The 17,088-nt window shown below is 59.6% G+C and carries 16 protein-coding genes and 1 tRNA gene; 13 read left to right on the forward strand and 4 right to left on the reverse strand.

Going from position 1 to position 17,088, the window contains the following annotated elements; all coding sequences use genetic code 11:
* Positions 1-323: 323 nt before the first annotated feature.
* The 5 genes from EL18_RS08015 (at position 324) to EL18_RS08035 (ending at position 5,377) form a co-directional block, all read left to right on the forward strand.
* A tRNA-Ser gene (locus EL18_RS08015) sits at positions 324-413 on the forward strand.
* A 172-nt stretch (positions 414-585) separates the two neighbouring features.
* On the forward strand, positions 586-1,647 hold the full coding sequence (locus tag EL18_RS08020; protein ID WP_036481614.1) for a porin: 1,062 nt from the start codon (positions 586-588) through the stop codon (positions 1,645-1,647).
* A gap of 360 nt (positions 1,648-2,007) precedes the next feature.
* A complete protein-coding gene (locus EL18_RS08025; RefSeq protein ID WP_036481617.1) occupies positions 2,008-2,937 on the forward strand; it encodes a tyrosine-type recombinase/integrase in 930 nt (309 codons plus the stop codon).
* Positions 2,938-3,037: 100 nt separating this feature from the next.
* Positions 3,038-4,222 carry a serine hydrolase domain-containing protein gene (locus tag EL18_RS08030; RefSeq protein WP_051913885.1) on the forward strand — a complete coding sequence of 395 codons (1,185 nt, stop codon included), beginning with the start codon at positions 3,038-3,040 and terminating at the stop codon, positions 4,220-4,222.
* A gap of 42 nt (positions 4,223-4,264) precedes the next feature.
* Positions 4,265-5,377 (forward strand): pyridoxal phosphate-dependent aminotransferase, encoded by a 1,113-nt coding sequence (locus tag EL18_RS08035; RefSeq protein WP_036481620.1) that lies wholly within the window; start codon positions 4,265-4,267, stop codon positions 5,375-5,377.
* 53 nt (positions 5,378-5,430) lie between these two features.
* Here EL18_RS08035 and EL18_RS08040 read toward each other — a convergent pair whose 3' ends face one another.
* Positions 5,431-5,787 (reverse strand): cupin domain-containing protein, encoded by a 357-nt coding sequence (locus tag EL18_RS08040; RefSeq protein ID WP_081871214.1) that lies wholly within the window; start codon positions 5,785-5,787, stop codon positions 5,431-5,433.
* A gap of 221 nt (positions 5,788-6,008) precedes the next feature.
* Between EL18_RS08040 and EL18_RS08045 the strand changes: the two genes are divergently transcribed.
* Genes EL18_RS08045 through EL18_RS08070 form a run of 6 tightly spaced genes read left to right on the forward strand, consistent with a single transcriptional unit; the run spans position 6,009 to position 13,344 of the window.
* Positions 6,009-6,620, forward strand: a complete 612-nt coding sequence (locus tag EL18_RS08045) for a TetR/AcrR family transcriptional regulator (protein ID WP_036481621.1) — start codon at positions 6,009-6,011, stop codon at positions 6,618-6,620.
* Positions 6,613-7,773, forward strand: coding sequence for an isovaleryl-CoA dehydrogenase (locus EL18_RS08050; RefSeq protein ID WP_036481623.1), 1,161 nt, complete (start codon positions 6,613-6,615; stop codon positions 7,771-7,773). The genes EL18_RS08045 and EL18_RS08050 overlap by 8 nt, the downstream gene beginning before the upstream one ends.
* Before the next feature lie 57 nt (positions 7,774-7,830).
* Entirely contained in the window at positions 7,831-8,556 is a 726-nt protein-coding gene (locus EL18_RS08055; RefSeq protein WP_036481626.1) for a flavodoxin family protein, read from the forward strand.
* A gap of 50 nt (positions 8,557-8,606) precedes the next feature.
* The gene (locus tag EL18_RS08060) at positions 8,607-9,743 is read left to right on the forward strand and encodes a DUF418 domain-containing protein (RefSeq protein ID WP_200875508.1); all 1,137 of its coding nucleotides are present in this window, start codon (positions 8,607-8,609) and stop codon (positions 9,741-9,743) included.
* 2 nt (positions 9,744-9,745) lie between these two features.
* Positions 9,746-11,353 carry a carboxyl transferase domain-containing protein gene (locus tag EL18_RS08065; RefSeq protein WP_036481628.1) on the forward strand — a complete coding sequence of 536 codons (1,608 nt, stop codon included), beginning with the start codon at positions 9,746-9,748 and terminating at the stop codon, positions 11,351-11,353.
* Between the two features lie 35 nt (positions 11,354-11,388).
* A complete protein-coding gene (locus tag EL18_RS08070; protein ID WP_036481630.1) occupies positions 11,389-13,344 on the forward strand; it encodes an acetyl/propionyl/methylcrotonyl-CoA carboxylase subunit alpha in 1,956 nt (651 codons plus the stop codon).
* A gap of 183 nt (positions 13,345-13,527) precedes the next feature.
* Here the strand turns inward: EL18_RS08070 and EL18_RS08075 are convergent, their stop codons facing one another.
* Positions 13,528-13,794, reverse strand: coding sequence for an SEL1-like repeat protein (locus EL18_RS08075; RefSeq protein ID WP_036481633.1), 267 nt, complete (start codon positions 13,792-13,794; stop codon positions 13,528-13,530).
* Between the two features lie 397 nt (positions 13,795-14,191).
* Between EL18_RS08075 and EL18_RS08080 the strand changes: the two genes are divergently transcribed.
* A complete protein-coding gene (locus EL18_RS08080) occupies positions 14,192-14,536 on the forward strand; it encodes a DUF2147 domain-containing protein (protein ID WP_036481636.1) in 345 nt (114 codons plus the stop codon).
* A 146-nt stretch (positions 14,537-14,682) separates the two neighbouring features.
* On the opposite strand, the gene EL18_RS08085 is transcribed toward EL18_RS08080, so the two are convergent.
* On the reverse strand, positions 14,683-15,312 hold the full coding sequence (locus EL18_RS08085) for a TetR/AcrR family transcriptional regulator (protein WP_036481639.1): 630 nt from the start codon (positions 15,310-15,312) through the stop codon (positions 14,683-14,685).
* Positions 15,313-15,377: 65 nt separating this feature from the next.
* Here EL18_RS08085 and EL18_RS08090 point away from each other — a divergent pair, with 65 nt between their 5' ends.
* Positions 15,378-16,097 carry an SDR family oxidoreductase gene (locus EL18_RS08090; RefSeq protein WP_036481642.1) on the forward strand — a complete coding sequence of 240 codons (720 nt, stop codon included), beginning with the start codon at positions 15,378-15,380 and terminating at the stop codon, positions 16,095-16,097.
* Between the two features lie 81 nt (positions 16,098-16,178).
* Here the strand turns inward: EL18_RS08090 and EL18_RS08095 are convergent, their stop codons facing one another.
* The gene (locus EL18_RS08095; RefSeq protein ID WP_036481645.1) at positions 16,179-16,880 is read right to left on the reverse strand and encodes a glutathione S-transferase family protein; all 702 of its coding nucleotides are present in this window, start codon (positions 16,878-16,880) and stop codon (positions 16,179-16,181) included.
* Between the last annotated feature and the right edge of the window lie 208 nt (positions 16,881-17,088).

A 17,088-nucleotide genomic window follows, 5' to 3' on the forward strand; every position in this document is an offset into this window, starting at 1 on the left:
CACAAATGACACGATAAGCAGTGCCTTAGTAAGGAATTGTTAGGTTTTGGAAGTGTTTTCGGCCGCTTCGAATGTGGCAGGAGCGACTGATCCGGACCTGTTCAGGGCCGATCAGCGAGCATTTCCCGCGGAATTAGGAGAGGAATCACAGAAGCTGATTCCCGGAGCGATTCCCCAGGCAGACCTGATCGAACGGCGATTGGCCGCGCCTTGTTTCACGAATGCCAGCTCGCCGGATGACGCGCCCATAAAGGATAATGTGCAGGAAACGCATTTTGGCATGTTGATTGTCGCGTCGCTTTTCTTTATCCAGCGCTTGCGCCGGAGAGGTGGCCGAGTGGTCGAAGGCGCTCCCCTGCTAAGGGAGTAGACGGGCAACCGTCTCGAGGGTTCGAATCCCTTCCTCTCCGCCACGCGCAAGCTGACTGCTTCCCCACTTTCCCATTTCACCCGCCCGCCTCCCTGGCGCGCTGGCTTATATCTCGCACAGACTTTGCGCATAACTATCTGTTCCCACTGCATTTTCTCCGAACGATCCGGCTCCGAATGGTCTGAAACCGAATAATTCAGACTGGAGGTCAGAAAATGAAGTTTAAGAGCCTTCTCCTCGGCTCCGCTGTTGCAGTTGTCGCCGTATCCGGCGCGCAGGCTGCCGATGCGCCGGTGGTCATTTATCCCGAGCCTGTTGCTGAACCCATGGAATATGTTCGCGTTTGCGACGTCTATGGCGCAGGCTTCTTCTATATCCCCGGCACCGAAACCTGCCTGAAGATCGGCGGCTATGTCCGTTACCAGATCGACTGGGCAGACAATGATGACGGCTGGAAGAAGCTGGCACGCGGCTCCATCACGCTGGATGCACGCACCGAGACGGAATATGGCACGCTCGGCGGCTTCATCGAGGTTCGTGGTGATGCCTATTCCGGTTATCAGGGCATCAACCTGGAAGATCCGGCTTATGACCCGATCGACAGCGCCGTCGCTTCGGTATTCCGCGGCGTCTATCTCCAGCAGGCAATCATCTCGCTTGGCGGCCTTTCCATGGGTCTGTCCGACACGCTTTATGATGCGGGCCTTTCCGGCGAGTTCGATTCCGGTGGTGGCGATCTCGTTCACTTCATGCGCTACACCTATGATGCGGCCAATGGCATGTATGCGTCGCTAGCGCTTGAAGAGGCGGACTACGACTACGACTACACGCCGAATGTCGTGGCCAATGTCGGACTTGCCCAGGGATGGGGAACGCTGAATCTGTGGGGCGCCTACGACGCCACTGCAGAGGAGTTTGGTGTCAAGGCGATCGCCACCATGCGCGCCATGGATGCGATTTCCCTCGAACTCATGGGTACCTATGAGTCCGGCCAGAACTTCTACTCCGTCAGCCACGACGGCAGCAGCGGCGGCTATGAGTACTCCGCAGGCGCTTATGCCAAGTATGACTTCTCGCCGCGCGCTTCCTTTGGTCTTGGCGGACAGTACTTCATGAGCAACCACCTGACCGGTGCCGACGACTACGCCGTGGGCGCGGTACTCGACTATGCCATCGTGAAGGACTTCAACACCAAGATCGCGGTCAACTACTTCGACGGCGACAGTGTTGATGAAGGCTACCTGAAGGGCTTCGTCCGCTTCCAGCGCAACTTCTAAGTCGCGCTTATCAACAGCAATGCCCGGAGCATAATGCAACCGGGCATTGCATCACTTTTCAACCTCTGATACGCGGTATCGCAGGGGCATAGCTCTTGCGTGCGTGGCTCGTGGTGGAAAACGACAGGGTGTTTTCTAAGGGAACATCCGGCTTCGCCCGCAAGGTTCAACAGGGGGAAGCCGCTGTGGAGGGGCTATTACCAATGAACTATCATCAGACGCGAACCGGGGCGGCGTGCATGGTGAGGGAGGCTGCGGATCATCATCGATCGGCAATGTCTCTGAAGGCTGCTCATTATCGACAACTGTGAAGCTGGGCTTGAACGCGCATCTCACATCAGTTGAACGGAGCAGACACCCATGTCTTTGGACACCCATGCGATAGAGGCCGGGGGAGACTGGGCCGAGAATGTCGCGCCCTATTCGGTGACCTTCAGCAATTCCAATCTGCGACTGGTCGACGAATATTCTCTCAAGGAGCTGTTTGACCGCTATGGCGACACGCTCTGGGAAGAAGGCCGTCACAAGTACAACGTGACCTTCTTCATCGGCGAGTTGGATGAACTTCTGCTGGGTCGACGTTTTTCGACCTTCAACCAGGATGTTCTCGACGATCTTGTCGGCAAGCTGCGTGCCCGCGGAAACTCCAATGCCACCATCAACCGAAAGATGGCGGCGCTGAGCAAGCTCCTGCGGAAGGCCTACAAGATGGGCGATATTCACAGCCTGCCGGAATTCCGGCGCCAGAAGGAACGGGCCGGACGAATCCGGTTTCTCGAAATCGAAGAAGAAAAGCGTCTGTTCGAGGCTGTTCGCGCGAAAAGCGAGGATGCCTGGCGTCTTTCCGTCTTCCTTGTCGACACGGGTTGCCGCCTCGGCGAAGCGCTGGGTCTTACCTGGAACGATGTTCTGGGCGGACGCGCGAGTTTCTGGATCACCAAATCGGCCCGCAGCCGCACCGTGCCGCTGACGCAGCGCGCGCAGGATGTGGTGAAGATAGAGCGCAACGGTCATTCCGGTCCCTTCGCCATGATCCGCGCCGCACAATTTCGCGCCATGTGGAACGAGGCCAAGGCCGAGGTGGGGCTTGGGGACGACACGCAGGTAGTGCCACATGTGCTGCGCCACACCTGTGCATCGCGTCTCGTTCAGGGCGGCATTGACATGCGGCGCGTGCAGATGTGGCTCGGCCACCAGACGCTGCAGATGACCATGCGCTATGCGCATCTGGCGACCAGCGATCTCGACCCTTGCGTTGACGTTCTGGAACTGAAATTCGGCGGGCGCTGAGTCCGGCGCCTGCCCGGCTGGACCATCATGCGCCTGGCGATTGCATTTTGGCAGCGCCGCATCTCTTCGCTATCCATGTTCCCTCAACGAGGAGAACTTGATGCGCGACAAGACGGGCAACCCGGAATCTGATTGGCAGGCACGCAAGGCTACCACTCTTGGCAATTGGCGGACTGCTCCCTTTTCCCGATGGAGCTTTCAGCACACTGATGAAATGGTGCCTTCGGCGCGCATAACCTCCCCGCTGCAGCGCGATTACAATTATGCCCCTGCCCTTCCTGCGCTTGAGGTGAAGCTGGCAGATGCCAGCGAATTGCCGCTCACCGATTTTCTCGCCAAGGCCCATGCTGACAGCCTTGTCATCATGCGGGAGGGCAATGTCATCCATGAATGGCATGCCGATCATGTCGATCCGCGCGATCCGCATCTCATTTTCTCGGTATCGAAGTCGGTGACCGGTATGCTGGCGGGCATTGCCGTTGCGGATGGCCTTCTGGACCCGGAAGCGCTTGCCAGCACTTATGTGCCGGTCAAACCGGGCAGCGCCTATGAAGAGGCACGGGTGCGCGACCTGCTCGACATGACGGTCGATCTGAAATTCGAGGAGGATTATCTCGATCTCGGAGGCGTTTTCGACCGCTACCGGCGCGCGATGCTGTGGAACCCGGAACGCGAGGACACCGTGCCGGAAACCATGGAGGAACTGCTCGGCTGTCTGGAACGTGATGGCGACGAGCATGGCACGCGCTTTTTCTATGCTTCACCCAATACGGATATGCTGGGTCTGGTCATAGAGCGCGCCGTCGGCCAGCGCCTGCATCATTTCATGCGCGAGCGGCTCTGGCTGCCCATGGGTGCGAAGGATGCTTCATTCGTGACAGTCGATCGGGCCGGCACCGCAAGAACAGCGGGCGGCATGTGTGTTACCGCACGGGATTTGGCGCTTCTGGGGCAGACCGTTATGGATGGGGGCAAGGCGCCGAACGGCCATCAGGTGCTGCCATCCGACTGGATCAGCGACATGCGTGAGAAGGGCGACCGGCAGGCCTGGCTTGAAGGCAATTTCGTCGAGATGCTGCCAGACGGTGACTACCGCTCCTGCTGGTACAATGTGCGCGACGAGAATGACTGCTTCTGCTGCGTGGGCATTCACGGTCAGTATCTGTGGTGTGATCCGACCACGAGAACCATAATTGCCCGCACGTCATCCCAACCCGAACCCAATGATGATGCGGTGATCGCCGATGATCTGTCGGTGCTTGGACAGATTGCGCGCAGCGTCTAGAAGTGACGTTAAAGACCCCATCACAAGCCCACAGGACGATCCATGACAACTCGCCCGCTGCCCACCGCCCTGGTGCGCTCCCTGCCTGCCACCGTGCCTTTTGTCGGTCCGGAAACACAGGAGCGCGAGCGCGGTCGGCCGTTCAAGGCAAGGTTGGGCGCAAATGAAAGCGGCTTCGGCCCCTCGCCCAGGACGATAGCGGCCATGACGCGGGCGGCTGGCGATATGTGGAAATATGGCGACGCCCAGAATTTCGTCCTGCGCACCAAGCTTGCCGAAAAGCTTGGGATCGGCATCGAGAACATCGTGATCGGCGAAGGGATCGACGGGCTTTTGGGGCTGGTGGTGCGCCAATATGTCGAGACGGATCAGCCCGTGGTGACGTCACTGGGGGCCTATCCGACCTTCAACTATCATGTCGCAGGGTTCGGCGGGCGGCTTGTCGCCGTGCCCTATGAGAAGGATCGGGAGAACCTCGACTGGCTACTTGACGCGGTGAAGCGCGAAAAGGCGCCGCTGGTCTATCTGGCCAATCCGGACAATCCGATGGGCACCTGGTGGGACGCCGATGAAATCACTCGGTTCATCGAGGTGCTGCCGCCGGAAACCATGCTCATTCTCGATGAAGCCTATGGCGAAACTGCACCGGAAGGCACCCTGCCCGAGATCGATGTGAGCCGGCCCAATGTCCTGCGCATGCGCACCTTCTCAAAGGTTTACGGTTTGGCGGGTCTGCGCTGCGGCTATGCCATCGGCGAGGCGCAGACAATCGCTAATTTCGAGAAGGTGCGAAACCATTTCGGCATGACCCGCATGGCGCAGGCTGCCGCCGAAGCGGCGATTGACGACGAGGATCACCTGACCTGGGTGCAGGCGCAGGTGGAGATCGGCCGCCAGCAGCTCTACCGCATTGCCGAAGACCACGACCTTTCCGCCATACGCTCAGCGACGAATTTCGTCACCATCGACTGCGGCCGCGATGGCACCTTCGCCATGAATGTGCTGAAGGAACTGGCGGAGCGCGACGTTTTCGTGCGCAAGCCCATGGCCCCCGGGCTCGACCGCTGCATTCGCGTCAGCGTGGGCAAGGCGCAGGAGCTAGATATCTTCGCCGACGCTCTGGGCGACGCGCTCGGTGCAGCCAAAGCGGGATAAACATCCTGCCATCAAAGGATCTTCTGCAAGAATTTTTGGCGCAGCAAAAGGCTTCAAGCCTTATCGTGTCCGTCCTGTGCTGCAAACCAGTCGACGATTGCGGGCATGTTGCGCTCGAAGCCGCCGGGAATGAACAGGTTCAATAGCCTGGCAGGTGCATCGCCCAAATTGCGGAAGTCATGTGTCATTCCCGCGGGAATGCGGATGAAGGTATCGCGCGGGCAGGCAATCCAGTTCTCCCCGGCCAATATTTCCGGTGTTCCTTCAAGGATATAGAACAGCTCGTCATTCTGGTCATGGCTGTGGGCACCCACACCAGGCTGTCCGGCCTGCAGGCGCCACTCGGAAATGCTGTAGCGGCTGTCGGTCTCCGCTTCATCAGCCTTGAAGTGCGCTGTCAGACCGCCCATGCCATAGCGGCGCCCCTCCCCGGACTTCAAGAACAACAGCCGATCTGATTTTTCTGTCGTACCGTCCTCGCCCAAGCCCGGATCATATTCGCCCGTTTGCAGGCCATGTGGAGAGTTTCGCAAAATCGCTCCACCATGCAAGCCAATGCGGCACCTACCGCTCTTCCCTTCTTGAAATAATTAAACGTACGTTCTATTAATTACTGAGACAGGGAGGAAAGATGGCGCGCACGGCAGGTTCGGATGGCGAAAAGACAGAGGCGCTGCTTCGCTCTGCGGCGCTGGAACTGATTGCGCGCCACGGATTCGACGCCATGTCCATGCGCCAGCTTTCGGCAAAGGTAGGGGTGCAAGCGGCAGCGCTTTACCGCTACTTCCCCACGAAGGAGACGCTGCTCTTCACATTGATGAAGGACCATATGGAGGCATTGCAGGCTTCATGGGAAGCTGCACGACCTGAAAGCGACGTGTCTGCACGTCTCAGCGCCTTCGTGGACAACCATATCCGCTTTCATATCGAGCGGCGGCACGCCACCCATGTCAGCAATATGGAGCTGCGCAGCCTTTCGCCGGAGCGTCTGACCGAGATCATGCGCATGCGCACGAATTACGAGAAGGAACTGCGCCAGATCCTGCGGGACGGCGCGCAACAAGGCCTTTTCCGTATCGACGACGTTACCCTGACGGGCATGGCCATCATCCAGATGATTACCGGCGTGATCGTCTGGTTCCGGCCAGGCGAGCGCTTTTCCGTCGATGAAGTTGCTCAGAATTACCACAGAATGACCCTGCGCCTCGTTGGCGCAGCACATGCGGAGGACAGTCATGTTTGACCAGACCATGCGTTTCGGGCTCAGCGAGGAAGTTGAAGCGCTGCGCGAGATGGCACGCCGCTTTGCCCAGGAAAAAATTGCCCCGCTCGCGGCGGAAATCGATGAGAGCAACGAGTTTCCCGAACATCTGTGGCAGGAGATGGGGGCGCTGGGGCTTCTGGGCGTGACCGTCGAAGAGGAATATGGCGGCTCTGCCATGGGTTATGTGGCCCATGCGGTGGCGATGGAGGAGATCTCCCGCGCTTCCGCGTCCGTTGGTCTGTCCTATGGCGCCCATTCCAATCTCTGCGTCAATCAGATCCGTCGCTGGGGCAGCGAGGAGCAGAAACAGCAATATCTGCCGAAGCTGTGCTCGGGCGAGCATGTCGGTGCGCTTGCCATGTCGGAAACCGGCGCCGGTTCCGATGTCGTGTCGATGAAGCTGAAGGCGGAAAAGCGCAATGACCGCTATGTGCTGAACGGCTCGAAAATGTGGATCACCAATGGCCCGGACGCCAACACGCTTGTCGTCTATGCCAGGACCGATCCGGAAGCAGGCCCGCGCGGCATCACAGCCTTCATCATCGAACGCGAAATGAAGGGTTTTTCGGTTGCCCAGAAACTCGACAAGCTTGGCATGCGCGGCTCCAATACGGGCGAACTGGTCTTCGAGGACGTGGAAGTGCCTTTCGAAAACGTTCTTGGCGAGGAAGGCCAGGGCGTGAAGGTGCTCATGTCCGGGCTGGACTATGAGCGCGTTGTTCTGGCGGGCGGACCGTTGGGCATAATGGCGGCAGCCATGGATGTAGCCGTACCCTATGTCAGCGAGCGAAAGCAGTTCGGCAAGCCGATCGGGGCCTTCCAGCTTGTGCAGGGCAAGCTTGCCGACATGTATACGCGCCTCAATGCCTGCCGGGCCTATGTCTATGCCGTGGCTTCCGCCTGCGACCGCGGCGAGACTACCCGCAAGGACGCGGCGGGCTGCATTCTCTATGCCGCGGAAAAGGCCACCCAGACAGCGCTGGATGCCATCCAACTGCTCGGCGGCAATGGTTATGTGAACGAATATCCGACCGGCCGCCTGCTGCGTGACGCCAAACTGTACGAGATCGGCGCGGGCACGAGCGAAATTCGTCGTTGGCTGATCGGTCGCGAGATCGTGGGCGGGGCGTGAGCGAACGATAGCCCGGATGGTGCGTTGGCCATGCAACGCATCAACAGGAGACGACCCATGCCACTCAACGCCGTACAAGAGAAGCTGATCGCGAACAGTCCCGATTTTTCGGGAGTCAAAGCGGTTTTCGTCAACACGACGCTGAAGCCGACCAGCCGCGCGAAGTCGCATACGGAAGACCTGATGAAGGATTCCATCGCGATCATGGAAGGCTGTGGCGTGGAAGTGGAATATCTGCGCGCAGCCGATTTCAACATCGCCTTCGGCATGTCACCGGACATGCGTGAGGAAGGTGCGGAGCGTGATGATTGGCCGGAGATATTCTGGCCGAAGATCAGGGCAGCGGACATCCTTGTTCTTGGCACGCCGATCTGGCTTGGCGAGGAAAGCTCTATCTGCCGCCTCATCATAGAGCGTCTCTATTCGCAATCGGGCCAGACCAATGAGGCCGGTCAGTATATCTATTACGGCAAGACCGGAGGCGCGATCGTCACCGGCAACGAGGACGGCATCAAGCATATCGGCATGACCGTCACCTATGCGCTCCAGCATATCGGCTTCATGATCCCGCCTCAGGCCGATTGCGGCTGGATTGGCGAGGCAGGCCCCGGCCCTTCCTATGGTGACGAGGGGGAAGACGGCAAACATGCCGGTTACGATTCCACCTTTACCGCGAAGAACCTCACCTTCATGACCTTCAACCTGATGCACACGGCGAAGATGTTGAAGGATGCGGGAGGCGTTCCCGTCTATGGCAATTCCGGGCACGAATGGGAGAACTGATTGAAGTTTTGCAGCCGGCAGAAATTGGCGATTGACGCGGGAGGGGACGCATGAACACTGCGGCCCATCACCGTGCTTCGGCATCCGCCGACGCCATCATGGCTGGACTTCGAATGGGCATCGCTTCCCCTACCCCCGACATTGCATCGACAAGGCTGGAGGGGCTTGACCTTGCCCGCTTCGTCGCTTTCACCGGCATGGTGCTCGTGAACTTCTTCATGGTCATGAGTGAAGAGGAAATGGTCGACAGCCTGGCTGCCTGGCTGATCGGGTCGATGTCGGGGCGCGCAGCGGCAAGTTTCGTGGTATTGGCCGGGATCGGCTATGGCCTGCTTGCCCGTTCACGGTCAGGCAGCGATCTTGCGGCAATAACGCTGAAACGGGCGGTCTTTCTCTTTGCAATAGGCCTCGCAAATTCCCTGGTCTTCGACGCCGATATTCTCCACTACTATGCGTTCTACTTCCTGATCGGGCTACTTTTCGTTCCACTCGCCGACAGATGGCTGAAGCTGGCGATCGGCAGCCTTGTGCTGGGCTTCCTGGCACTTGCGCTGACGCTCGACTTCGACGCCGGATGGGATTGGGAGAATTATCTCTATCTCGATTTCTGGGAGCCGGCCGGGTTTGCGCGCAACCTGCTGTTCAACGGCTGGCATCCATTGGTGCCGTGGGCGGCATTCTTCCTGTTTGGCATGCTCCTGTCGCGCCAGCCGATCGGCGACCCCCGGTTTCAGCTTCGCCTCTTGTTGGGCGGCGTCGGGGCGCTTGTGGCTGCCGAAAGCCTCTCGGCCTTCATGACGGCCTGGGGCGACCAGACGGCTGAAGAGTTGTCGGTCCTCTTCGAGACCTCCCCGGTACCTCCGCTGCCGCTCTACATGCTGGCAGGCATGGGTGCTGCATCGCTGGTCGTGGGCGGCTGTCTTCTGATTGCGCCCCAGCTGCGTCGGCTCGGCGCACTGGAGATCTTCGCTCGACCGGGACGCCAGACGCTGACGCTTTACATTGCCCATATCCTGATCGGCATGACGATCATCGAAGCCATGGGGCTTCTGGGCGGACAGGAGGGCCATACCGCGATGGCCGCCGCCCTCCTCTTCGCAATACTGGCCATCTTCTATGCGAAAGCCTGGTCACGGATCGCGGATCGCGGTCCGGTGGAATGGCTGATGCGCAAACTGACGGGGTGACAATGGCACGACTGCAAAGCTCGATCTCCACCGGCGATCAGAAATGGCATGACAATGCCGCCGCCATGGATGCGCTGGTGCGCGACATGAAGGAAAAGGCCGAGCGTATTGCGCTTGGCGGCTCGGAAGAAGCCCGAGACCGCCACCAGAAGCGAGGCAAACTCCTGCCGCGGGAAAGGCTGGCGCAGCTTCTCGACCCGGGTTCCCCCTTCCTCGAAATCGGGCAGTTCGCGGCCTTCGACATGTATGGCGGCGATATTGCCTCTGCCGGTCTCATTGCAGGTGTTGGCCGTGTCGAAGGCACGGAAGTGATGGTGGTCGTCAATGATGCGACCGTGAAGGGCGGCACCTATTACCCGCTTACGGTGAAGAAGCATCTGCGGGCTCAGGAGATCGCGCTCGAGAACAATCTGCCCTGCATTTATCTGGTTGATTCCGGTGGTGCCAATCTGCCTAACCAGGACGAGGTTTTCCCCGATCGCGACCATTTCGGCCGCATCTTCTTCAACCAGGCGAACATGTCGGCGAAAGGCATTCCCCAGATCGCCTGTGTCATGGGCTCGTGTACCGCAGGCGGTGCCTATGTGCCGGCCATGAGCGACGAGACGGTGATGGTGAAGGGCAATGCCACCATCTTTCTGGGCGGCCCGCCGCTCGTGAAGGCTGCCACCGGCGAGGTGGTGACGGCAGAAGAGCTGGGCGGTGCGGAAGTGCATACGCGTGAATCGGGCGTCGCCGACCACTATGCGCTTGATGACGAGCATGCGCTCGCAATCGTCCGGCGCATCGTGAGAAACCTGAATCGGAAGAAGGTTTTGCAGCTGAACCTTCGCAAACCGATTCCGCCTGCTCATGACCCGCATGAGCTATACGGCATCATCCCCACCGACACGCGCCAGCCCTATGATGTGCGCGAGGTGATTGCCCGCATTGTCGACGGCTCGGAGCTCGACGAGTTCAAGGCCAATTACGGCACGACGCTGGTCACGGGCTTTGCGCATATCCACGGAATGCCGGTGGGCATTATCGCCAATAATGGCGTGCTGTTTTCAGAAAGCGCGCTCAAAGGCGCGCATTTCATCGAGCTTTGCTGCCAGCGCAAGATCCCGCTTGTCTTCCTGCAGAACATCACCGGCTTCATGGTGGGCCGCAAATATGAGGCGGGCGGCATTGCACGTGACGGCGCGAAACTGGTGACTGCGGTCGCCACGGCCAGCGTGCCGAAATTCACCGTGATCATCGGCGGCTCGTTTGGCGCGGGCAATTACGGCATGTGCGGACGCGCCTACTCTCCGCGCTTCCTGTGGATGTGGCCGAATGCTCGCATCTCTGTCATGGGCGGCGAGCAGGCGGCGACCGTTCTTTCCATCGTCAAGCGCGAGGGGATCGAGCGCAGGGGCGGCACCTGGTCGGCGGAGGAAGAGGCTGACTTCAAGAAGCCGATCCTTGAGAAATACGAGCGCGAGGGACACCCCCTCTACTCCTCCGCAAGGCTTTGGGATGACGGGATCATCGACCCGGCAAAGACGCGCGAGGTGCTGGCGCTTGCGCTTTCGGCTTCGCTCAACGCTCCGATCGAGGACACCAAGTTCGGCGTGTTCCGCATGTAGTTCAACCTTGCGCCTGAACGCGCATGGGAGGGAAGATGTTCAAGAAGATACTGATTGCAAATCGCGGTGAAATCGCCTGCCGCGTCATGCGTACGGCGCAGAAAATGGGCATTGCCTGTGTTGCCGTCTATTCGGATGCGGACCGCAATGCACTTCATGTCGCCATGGCCGATGAAGCCGTGCGCATTGGCGAGGCGCCGGTGGGCGACAGCTATCTGCGCGTTGACCGCATCATCGAGGCGGCGAAGAAAACGGGAGCGGAGGCCATCCATCCCGGCTACGGCTTCCTCTCCGAAAACCCCGAATTTGTGGAGGCGGTGGAGGCCGCGGGGCTGATTTTCATTGGCCCGTCGGCGAAATCCATCCGCGCGATGGGGCTCAAGGATGCTGCCAAACGCCTGATGGAAAGGGCCGGCGTGCCGGTCGTGCCGGGCTATCACGGCGACACGCAGGCGCTTGTGGCATTGGCGACCAAGGCGAACGAAATCGGCTATCCCGTGCTCATCAAGGCGCGTGCAGGTGGTGGCGGCAAGGGCATGCGCCGGGTGGACGATCCCGACCAGTTTGCCGAAGCACTGGCCGCTGCCAAGCGTGAGGCGAAGGCAGCTTTCGGTGACGAGGCCGTTCTCGTGGAAAAGCTGATCGAGAAGCCGCGCCATATCGAGGTGCAGGTCTTTGGCGATTCACACGGCAATGTGGTGCATCTTTTCGAGCGCGACTGCTCCGCCCAGCGGCGCCACCAGAAGGTGATCGAGGAAGCGCCCGCTCCCGGCATGAGCGATGCCATGCGCGCGGCCATGACGGAGGCTGCGGTCAAGGCTGCCAAGGCCATCCACTATCGCGGCGCGGGCACGATCGAGTTCATCGTCGACGCGTCGGAAGGGCTGCGCCCGGACCGTTTCTGGTTCATGGAAATGAACACGCGCCTGCAGGTTGAACACCCGGTGACCGAGATGGTGACCGGCGTCGATCTGGTGGAATGGCAGTTGCGGGTGGCGGCGGGTGAAGCCCTGCCGCTGGCACAGGAGGAGATCCATCTGCGCGGCCACAGTTTCGAGGCACGCATATATGCGGAGGATCCCTCACGCGACTTCCTGCCGGCGATTGGCACGCTGCACCATCTGCGCTTTCCGCAGGGGTTCGGCGATGCGAAAGGCCGCGTGGAAACGGGCGTTCGCGAAGGGGATATGATCTCACCCTATTACGATCCCATGATCGCCAAACTGGTGACATGGGGAGAGGATCGCGCCCATGCTCTCAGGGCGCTGAAAAATGCACTTGCCGACACGCAGATCGCAGGCTCCATCGTCAACACGTCCTTTCTCTGGCGACTGGCCGACAACGAGGCCTTCAAGGCCGGTGACGTGGATACGGGCCTCATCGCGCGGGATGCCAACGCTCTTACCCGCCATCACCGCCCCGACACGCGTCTGATTGCTCGTGCGGCCCTTCTGGCATCCGGTGCCGGTCAGGCGGAGCAGACCGATGATCCCTTCGATGCGCTTGCCGGCTATGCGCATTTCCAGCCTGTCAGCCGCCGCGGAAAACTGGCACTGGGCGACGAGGTGCTCGATTACCGCCTGCAGGCACAGGGAAACGGTCGCTATTCGATCGCCATATCCGGCGACGAGGGTGACGACATCGCCACCTTGCGCACAGACGAGCCCGTCAGGGCGGCGCGCTGGCCGGGCCATATCACGCTGTTCTGCAATGCGGAGAGCTTTACCTTCCAGGCCATAGACCCGCTTGAGGCTGCCGCCGATGCGGCTGCCGGTGCAGATGTTCTGCGTGCGCCGATGCCCGGCCTCGTCAAGCTGGTCAAGGCGAAGACCGGCGACAAGGTGACGGCCGGGCAGCCGATCCTCATTCTCGAGGCCATGAAGATGGAGCACACGATGAATGCACCGCGCGACGGCGAGATCGCGGAAATCGTGGATGAAGGTGCGCAGGTCAGCGACGGCACCCTTCTGCTCCGTTTTCGCGAGGAATAGGAAAACGCCGCAGATACCCCTTAAAAAACGGGATCTGCGGCGTTCTTCAGCCAGGACTGTTCCGTTGCCGCCCCCACGTGACGGACAGTTCCGGCCGGCGCCCCCAGCGCTACTGGTGAATTCTTTATGTTCGCTTCCGCGACTGGTCCGCGGAAGCCGGTCGGCTGTTGCGACCTTTGGCAATCAGTGCATCGTCATCCATTCGCGGGCTTCGCGAAGTGCGCGTGCAAGTTCCGCCTTGGACATGACCGATGCCATTTCAGCGCGCATTTCTGCTGCGCGTTCGGAGCCCTTGATGGCTGCGATGTTGAACCACTTGTGAGCGGCGACGAGATCGACGTCGCAGTCGCGGCCGGTGGCGTACATCAGTCCGAGCTGAAGCAGAACGTCAACCTTTGCGCCTGCGCCAATCGAGCCCGTATTCGGTTCATGCATGTGAAAGCGTGCCATCTGTCTGATCCTCTTTCAAAACCCCTGAGAGCGGCCCGTTCTTTTTTGTCCCGTTGAACGGTGTCGCGATGGTTTCGAGAATGCCAGAGCAGCTTGAAATGCGCGTTAAACCACTTGCTTAACTGGCAGAAAACAAAGTCCAAACAGCCAGTTAAAGGTCAGATTCCGTTAAACATCCAAGTGGCGGAGTTCTGCGGCATTCGACGAAAATTCAGATAAAATTGACGGTGGCGATTTCAACAATTCGCTAACCAGAATTCAGCATCGCATCGCCGGGGATGTTGAGAATTGCCGTTCCGGATAGTGCTTTTCAAGGGCTCACAAGATGGCTTTCACTGCCGCGAAAATTGCATTACGCTTACGTGCGCGTAATCGTTTTGGATCAGGGAGGACAAGAATGATCCGCAAATTCATGATCGCCACGGCTCTGGTTGCCATGGCTGCTGGCAGTGCGATGGCAGATCCCATTGAGGGCAACTGGCGCACGCAGGCAGGAAGCACGGCACAGATCGCTTCATGTGGCGGTTCCTATTGCATCACGCTGAAAAGCGGCAAGCACGCTGGCAGGCAGATCGGCAAGATGAGCGCCAGCGGTGGCGGCAAATATGCCGGTCAGATCACGGATCCGGAAAGCGACAAGACCTATAAGGGCAAGGCCACGCTCAGCGGCAGCTCTCTCAAGCTCGGCGGCTGCGTGCTCGGCGGTATCATCTGCCGCAACCAGACCTGGAACCGCCTCTAGGTTTTCTTCTCGCACGACAAAGGGCAGGTGCTGGATGGCCCCTGCCCTTTCACAAAGCAGATGACCACGACCAAACCGGCCTGCGGGCATGGACAAGCCCTCCTCGGGACCCGATCGCGCCAGCAGTCCCGCTCGCTCAGGCGTTTCTATTCCCCGACGCTCGTCAGATAGGCACGGCACATCGCCTTGAGCTCCGACTTGAGAGCTGAAATCTCTTCCCCGTCCAGCCCACGTTCGAACGCATTGCGTACGGCGCCGTAAATCACGGTGGTCAGCAGCAGGTTCAGTGCGGATTCATCCGGCAAGGGCGAATTGGAAGCCTGGCGGAACATCTGCGTGGTCGCCCTGTCCACGCGCGCCGCGAAAGCATGGAGCAGGGCATCACTCTCCAGACCCGCCACGGAGCGGTAGAGCGCTTGTGTCAACTCGACACGCTCGGTCTTGACCGCCCAGTAAGTATCGATGAGTGCCTCGGCTGCCTCAGCAATCGGGCGACCCTGCATTTGCGCACAGGTGGCCTCCACCCGCTCTGCAAGCATCGTCAGAAAGCGTTCGTTCAGCGCGTAGACGAGTGCCTGCTTGTTGGGAAAATACTGGTACATGGTTCCAACCGACACTCCTGCCCTTTCGGCCACCACGGTCGTCGTCAGTTCCCCCATGCCCTGCGACAGCAAAACCTGAATCGTAGCTTCGAATATCGCGTCGACGGTGACGCGGGATCGCGACTGCGACGGAGTTTTCCGGGGTTTCAATGCGACGGGGGGCTGTGTCGGCATATGCGAATCCAAAAGCTGAATGATCCTTCATATAATCCGATCAAACCTGAACAAAGGAAAGATCCATGTCACGATCTCGCATTGCTCTTGTTACCGGTGCGAACAAGGGTATCGGCCTGGAGATTGCCCGCAAGCTGGCGGAGGCGGGCGTTCACGTCCTTCTCGGCAGCCGCGACATCGCGCGGGGCAAGGCTGCTGCTGACAGGCTGGTCGAAGCCGGACTTGCCGCCGAAGCCCTTCATCTCGACCTCGATGCCGACGAGACCATCACCGCCGCCGCGGACACGATAAGGGCACGGTTTGGCCGGCTGGACATCCTCGTCAACAATGCGGGAATCTTCGATTTCGCTGACGCGGCACCCGGCAAAGCCTCGGTCGCTGCGGTGCGACGAGTCCTGGATGTCAATTTCATCGGGGCGCTTGCTGTAACGCAAGCCATGCTGCCCTTGCTGCGTTCCGCGGCCAAGGCCAGCATCGTGAACCTGTCGAGCTCGATGGGCTCGCTAACGGAAAACGCGGACCCCGAAGCACCTTACTATTCCCAGCGCTATATCGGATACAATGCCTCGAAGGCGGCACTCAACATGCTGACGATCCAGCTTCACGAAGAGCTGAAAGCCGAGGGCATCAGGGTCAACTCGGTCAGTCCGGGCTTCGTCAAGACGGACCTGACGGGATACGGGAACATGACCCCGGAAGAAGGAGCGCGGCTGCCAGTGGAATATGCACTCCACAGGGAAGAGAGTGGTCGCTTCGTCGAACCGGATGGCATGACGCCCTGGTGAGCGCATGCCGGCTCTTCGGGCAACGGGAAGGGGCCTGTCGCATGGCCCCTCCCCTTTTCCAGGTTCAACCGGGTTCTTGCTTCAGCCTGCGCGCTGGTTGAACAGAACCTTCTGCGCTTCCTTGTCATCGGCAAGGTTCTTGCGGTGCTCTTGGCCGATCTCGATGCCCATGGCGACGGCCGGACGCGCCATCATGGTCTCGAACCAGCGCTTAAGGTTCGGGAAGTCTTCCAGATCCTGTCCCTGGTTCTTGTACGGCTTGATCCAGCCGATGCACGCGATGTCGGCGATCGAGTAGTCGCCTGCAAGGAAGTCGCGATCCGCCAGGCGCTTGTTCATCACGCCGTAGAGCCGGTTGACCTCATTGGTGTAGCGGTTGATGCCGTATTCCACCTTCTCCGGAGCATATTGGCGGAAGTGGTGGGCCTGGCCAGCCATGGGACCCAAACCGCCCATCTGCCAGAACAGCCACTGGTCGACCTCGACACGACCGCGTTCGTCGCCTGGATAGAGCTTGCCGAATTTGCGGCCCAGATATTGGAGGATCGCACCGGATTCAAACACGGAGATTGGTTCACCATCAGGACCTTCCGGGTCAATGATGGCAGGCATCCGATTGTTGGGAGAAATCTTCAGGAAGTCCGGCTCGAACTGCTCGCCCGCACCGATATTCACATAACGGATCTCGTAGGGAACGCCGAGCTCTTCCAGCATGATGGAAATCTTCCAGCCATTGGGTGTGGGCCAGTAATAGAGTTCGATCGGTTTGGATTGGCTTGTCATGAGTTTCTCCTGGTTGGGTGCGACATATAGGTGCTGCAGCCGTCACACGCCAACCCCGATCTCGACACAATTGCGTGCCCGCGGTATATACACTCTGTTTACATTATACCTTTGCGTATCAACCATTTTGAACGACAGATGAACGGGCACCTCAGCATCCGTTCAGTCCGGCCTCTCTATTTTCAGGGCCAAGACGAGGGAAACATAC

It is taken from the genome of Nitratireductor basaltis, assembly GCF_000733725.1.
Classification (GTDB): Bacteria; Pseudomonadota; Alphaproteobacteria; order Rhizobiales; family Rhizobiaceae; genus Chelativorans; species Chelativorans basaltis.

What these genes read in the sequence shown, in the direction of transcription:
- EL18_RS08020 (WP_036481614.1), top strand. Translation starts at nt 586, where the DNA reads ATGAAGTTTAAGAGCCTTCTCCTCGGCTCCGCTGTTGCAGTTGTCGCC.
- EL18_RS08025 (WP_036481617.1), top strand. Translation starts at nt 2,008, where the DNA reads ATGTCTTTGGACACCCATGCGATAGAGGCCGGGGGAGACTGGGCCGAG.
- EL18_RS08030 (WP_051913885.1), top strand. Translation starts at nt 3,038, where the DNA reads ATGCGCGACAAGACGGGCAACCCGGAATCTGATTGGCAGGCACGCAAG.
- EL18_RS08035 (WP_036481620.1), top strand. Translation starts at nt 4,265, where the DNA reads ATGACAACTCGCCCGCTGCCCACCGCCCTGGTGCGCTCCCTGCCTGCC.
- EL18_RS08040 (WP_081871214.1), bottom strand. Translation starts at nt 5,787, where the DNA reads ATGGGCGGTCTGACAGCGCACTTCAAGGCTGATGAAGCGGAGACCGAC.
- EL18_RS08045 (WP_036481621.1), top strand. Translation starts at nt 6,009, where the DNA reads ATGGCGCGCACGGCAGGTTCGGATGGCGAAAAGACAGAGGCGCTGCTT.
- EL18_RS08050 (WP_036481623.1), top strand. Translation starts at nt 6,613, where the DNA reads ATGTTTGACCAGACCATGCGTTTCGGGCTCAGCGAGGAAGTTGAAGCG.
- EL18_RS08055 (WP_036481626.1), top strand. Translation starts at nt 7,831, where the DNA reads ATGCCACTCAACGCCGTACAAGAGAAGCTGATCGCGAACAGTCCCGAT.
- EL18_RS08060 (WP_200875508.1), top strand. Translation starts at nt 8,607, where the DNA reads ATGAACACTGCGGCCCATCACCGTGCTTCGGCATCCGCCGACGCCATC.
- EL18_RS08065 (WP_036481628.1), top strand. Translation starts at nt 9,746, where the DNA reads ATGGCACGACTGCAAAGCTCGATCTCCACCGGCGATCAGAAATGGCAT.
- EL18_RS08070 (WP_036481630.1), top strand. Translation starts at nt 11,389, where the DNA reads ATGTTCAAGAAGATACTGATTGCAAATCGCGGTGAAATCGCCTGCCGC.
- EL18_RS08075 (WP_036481633.1), bottom strand. Translation starts at nt 13,794, where the DNA reads ATGGCACGCTTTCACATGCATGAACCGAATACGGGCTCGATTGGCGCA.
- EL18_RS08080 (WP_036481636.1), top strand. Translation starts at nt 14,192, where the DNA reads ATGATCCGCAAATTCATGATCGCCACGGCTCTGGTTGCCATGGCTGCT.
- EL18_RS08085 (WP_036481639.1), bottom strand. Translation starts at nt 15,312, where the DNA reads ATGCCGACACAGCCCCCCGTCGCATTGAAACCCCGGAAAACTCCGTCG.
- EL18_RS08090 (WP_036481642.1), top strand. Translation starts at nt 15,378, where the DNA reads ATGTCACGATCTCGCATTGCTCTTGTTACCGGTGCGAACAAGGGTATC.
- EL18_RS08095 (WP_036481645.1), bottom strand. Translation starts at nt 16,880, where the DNA reads ATGACAAGCCAATCCAAACCGATCGAACTCTATTACTGGCCCACACCC.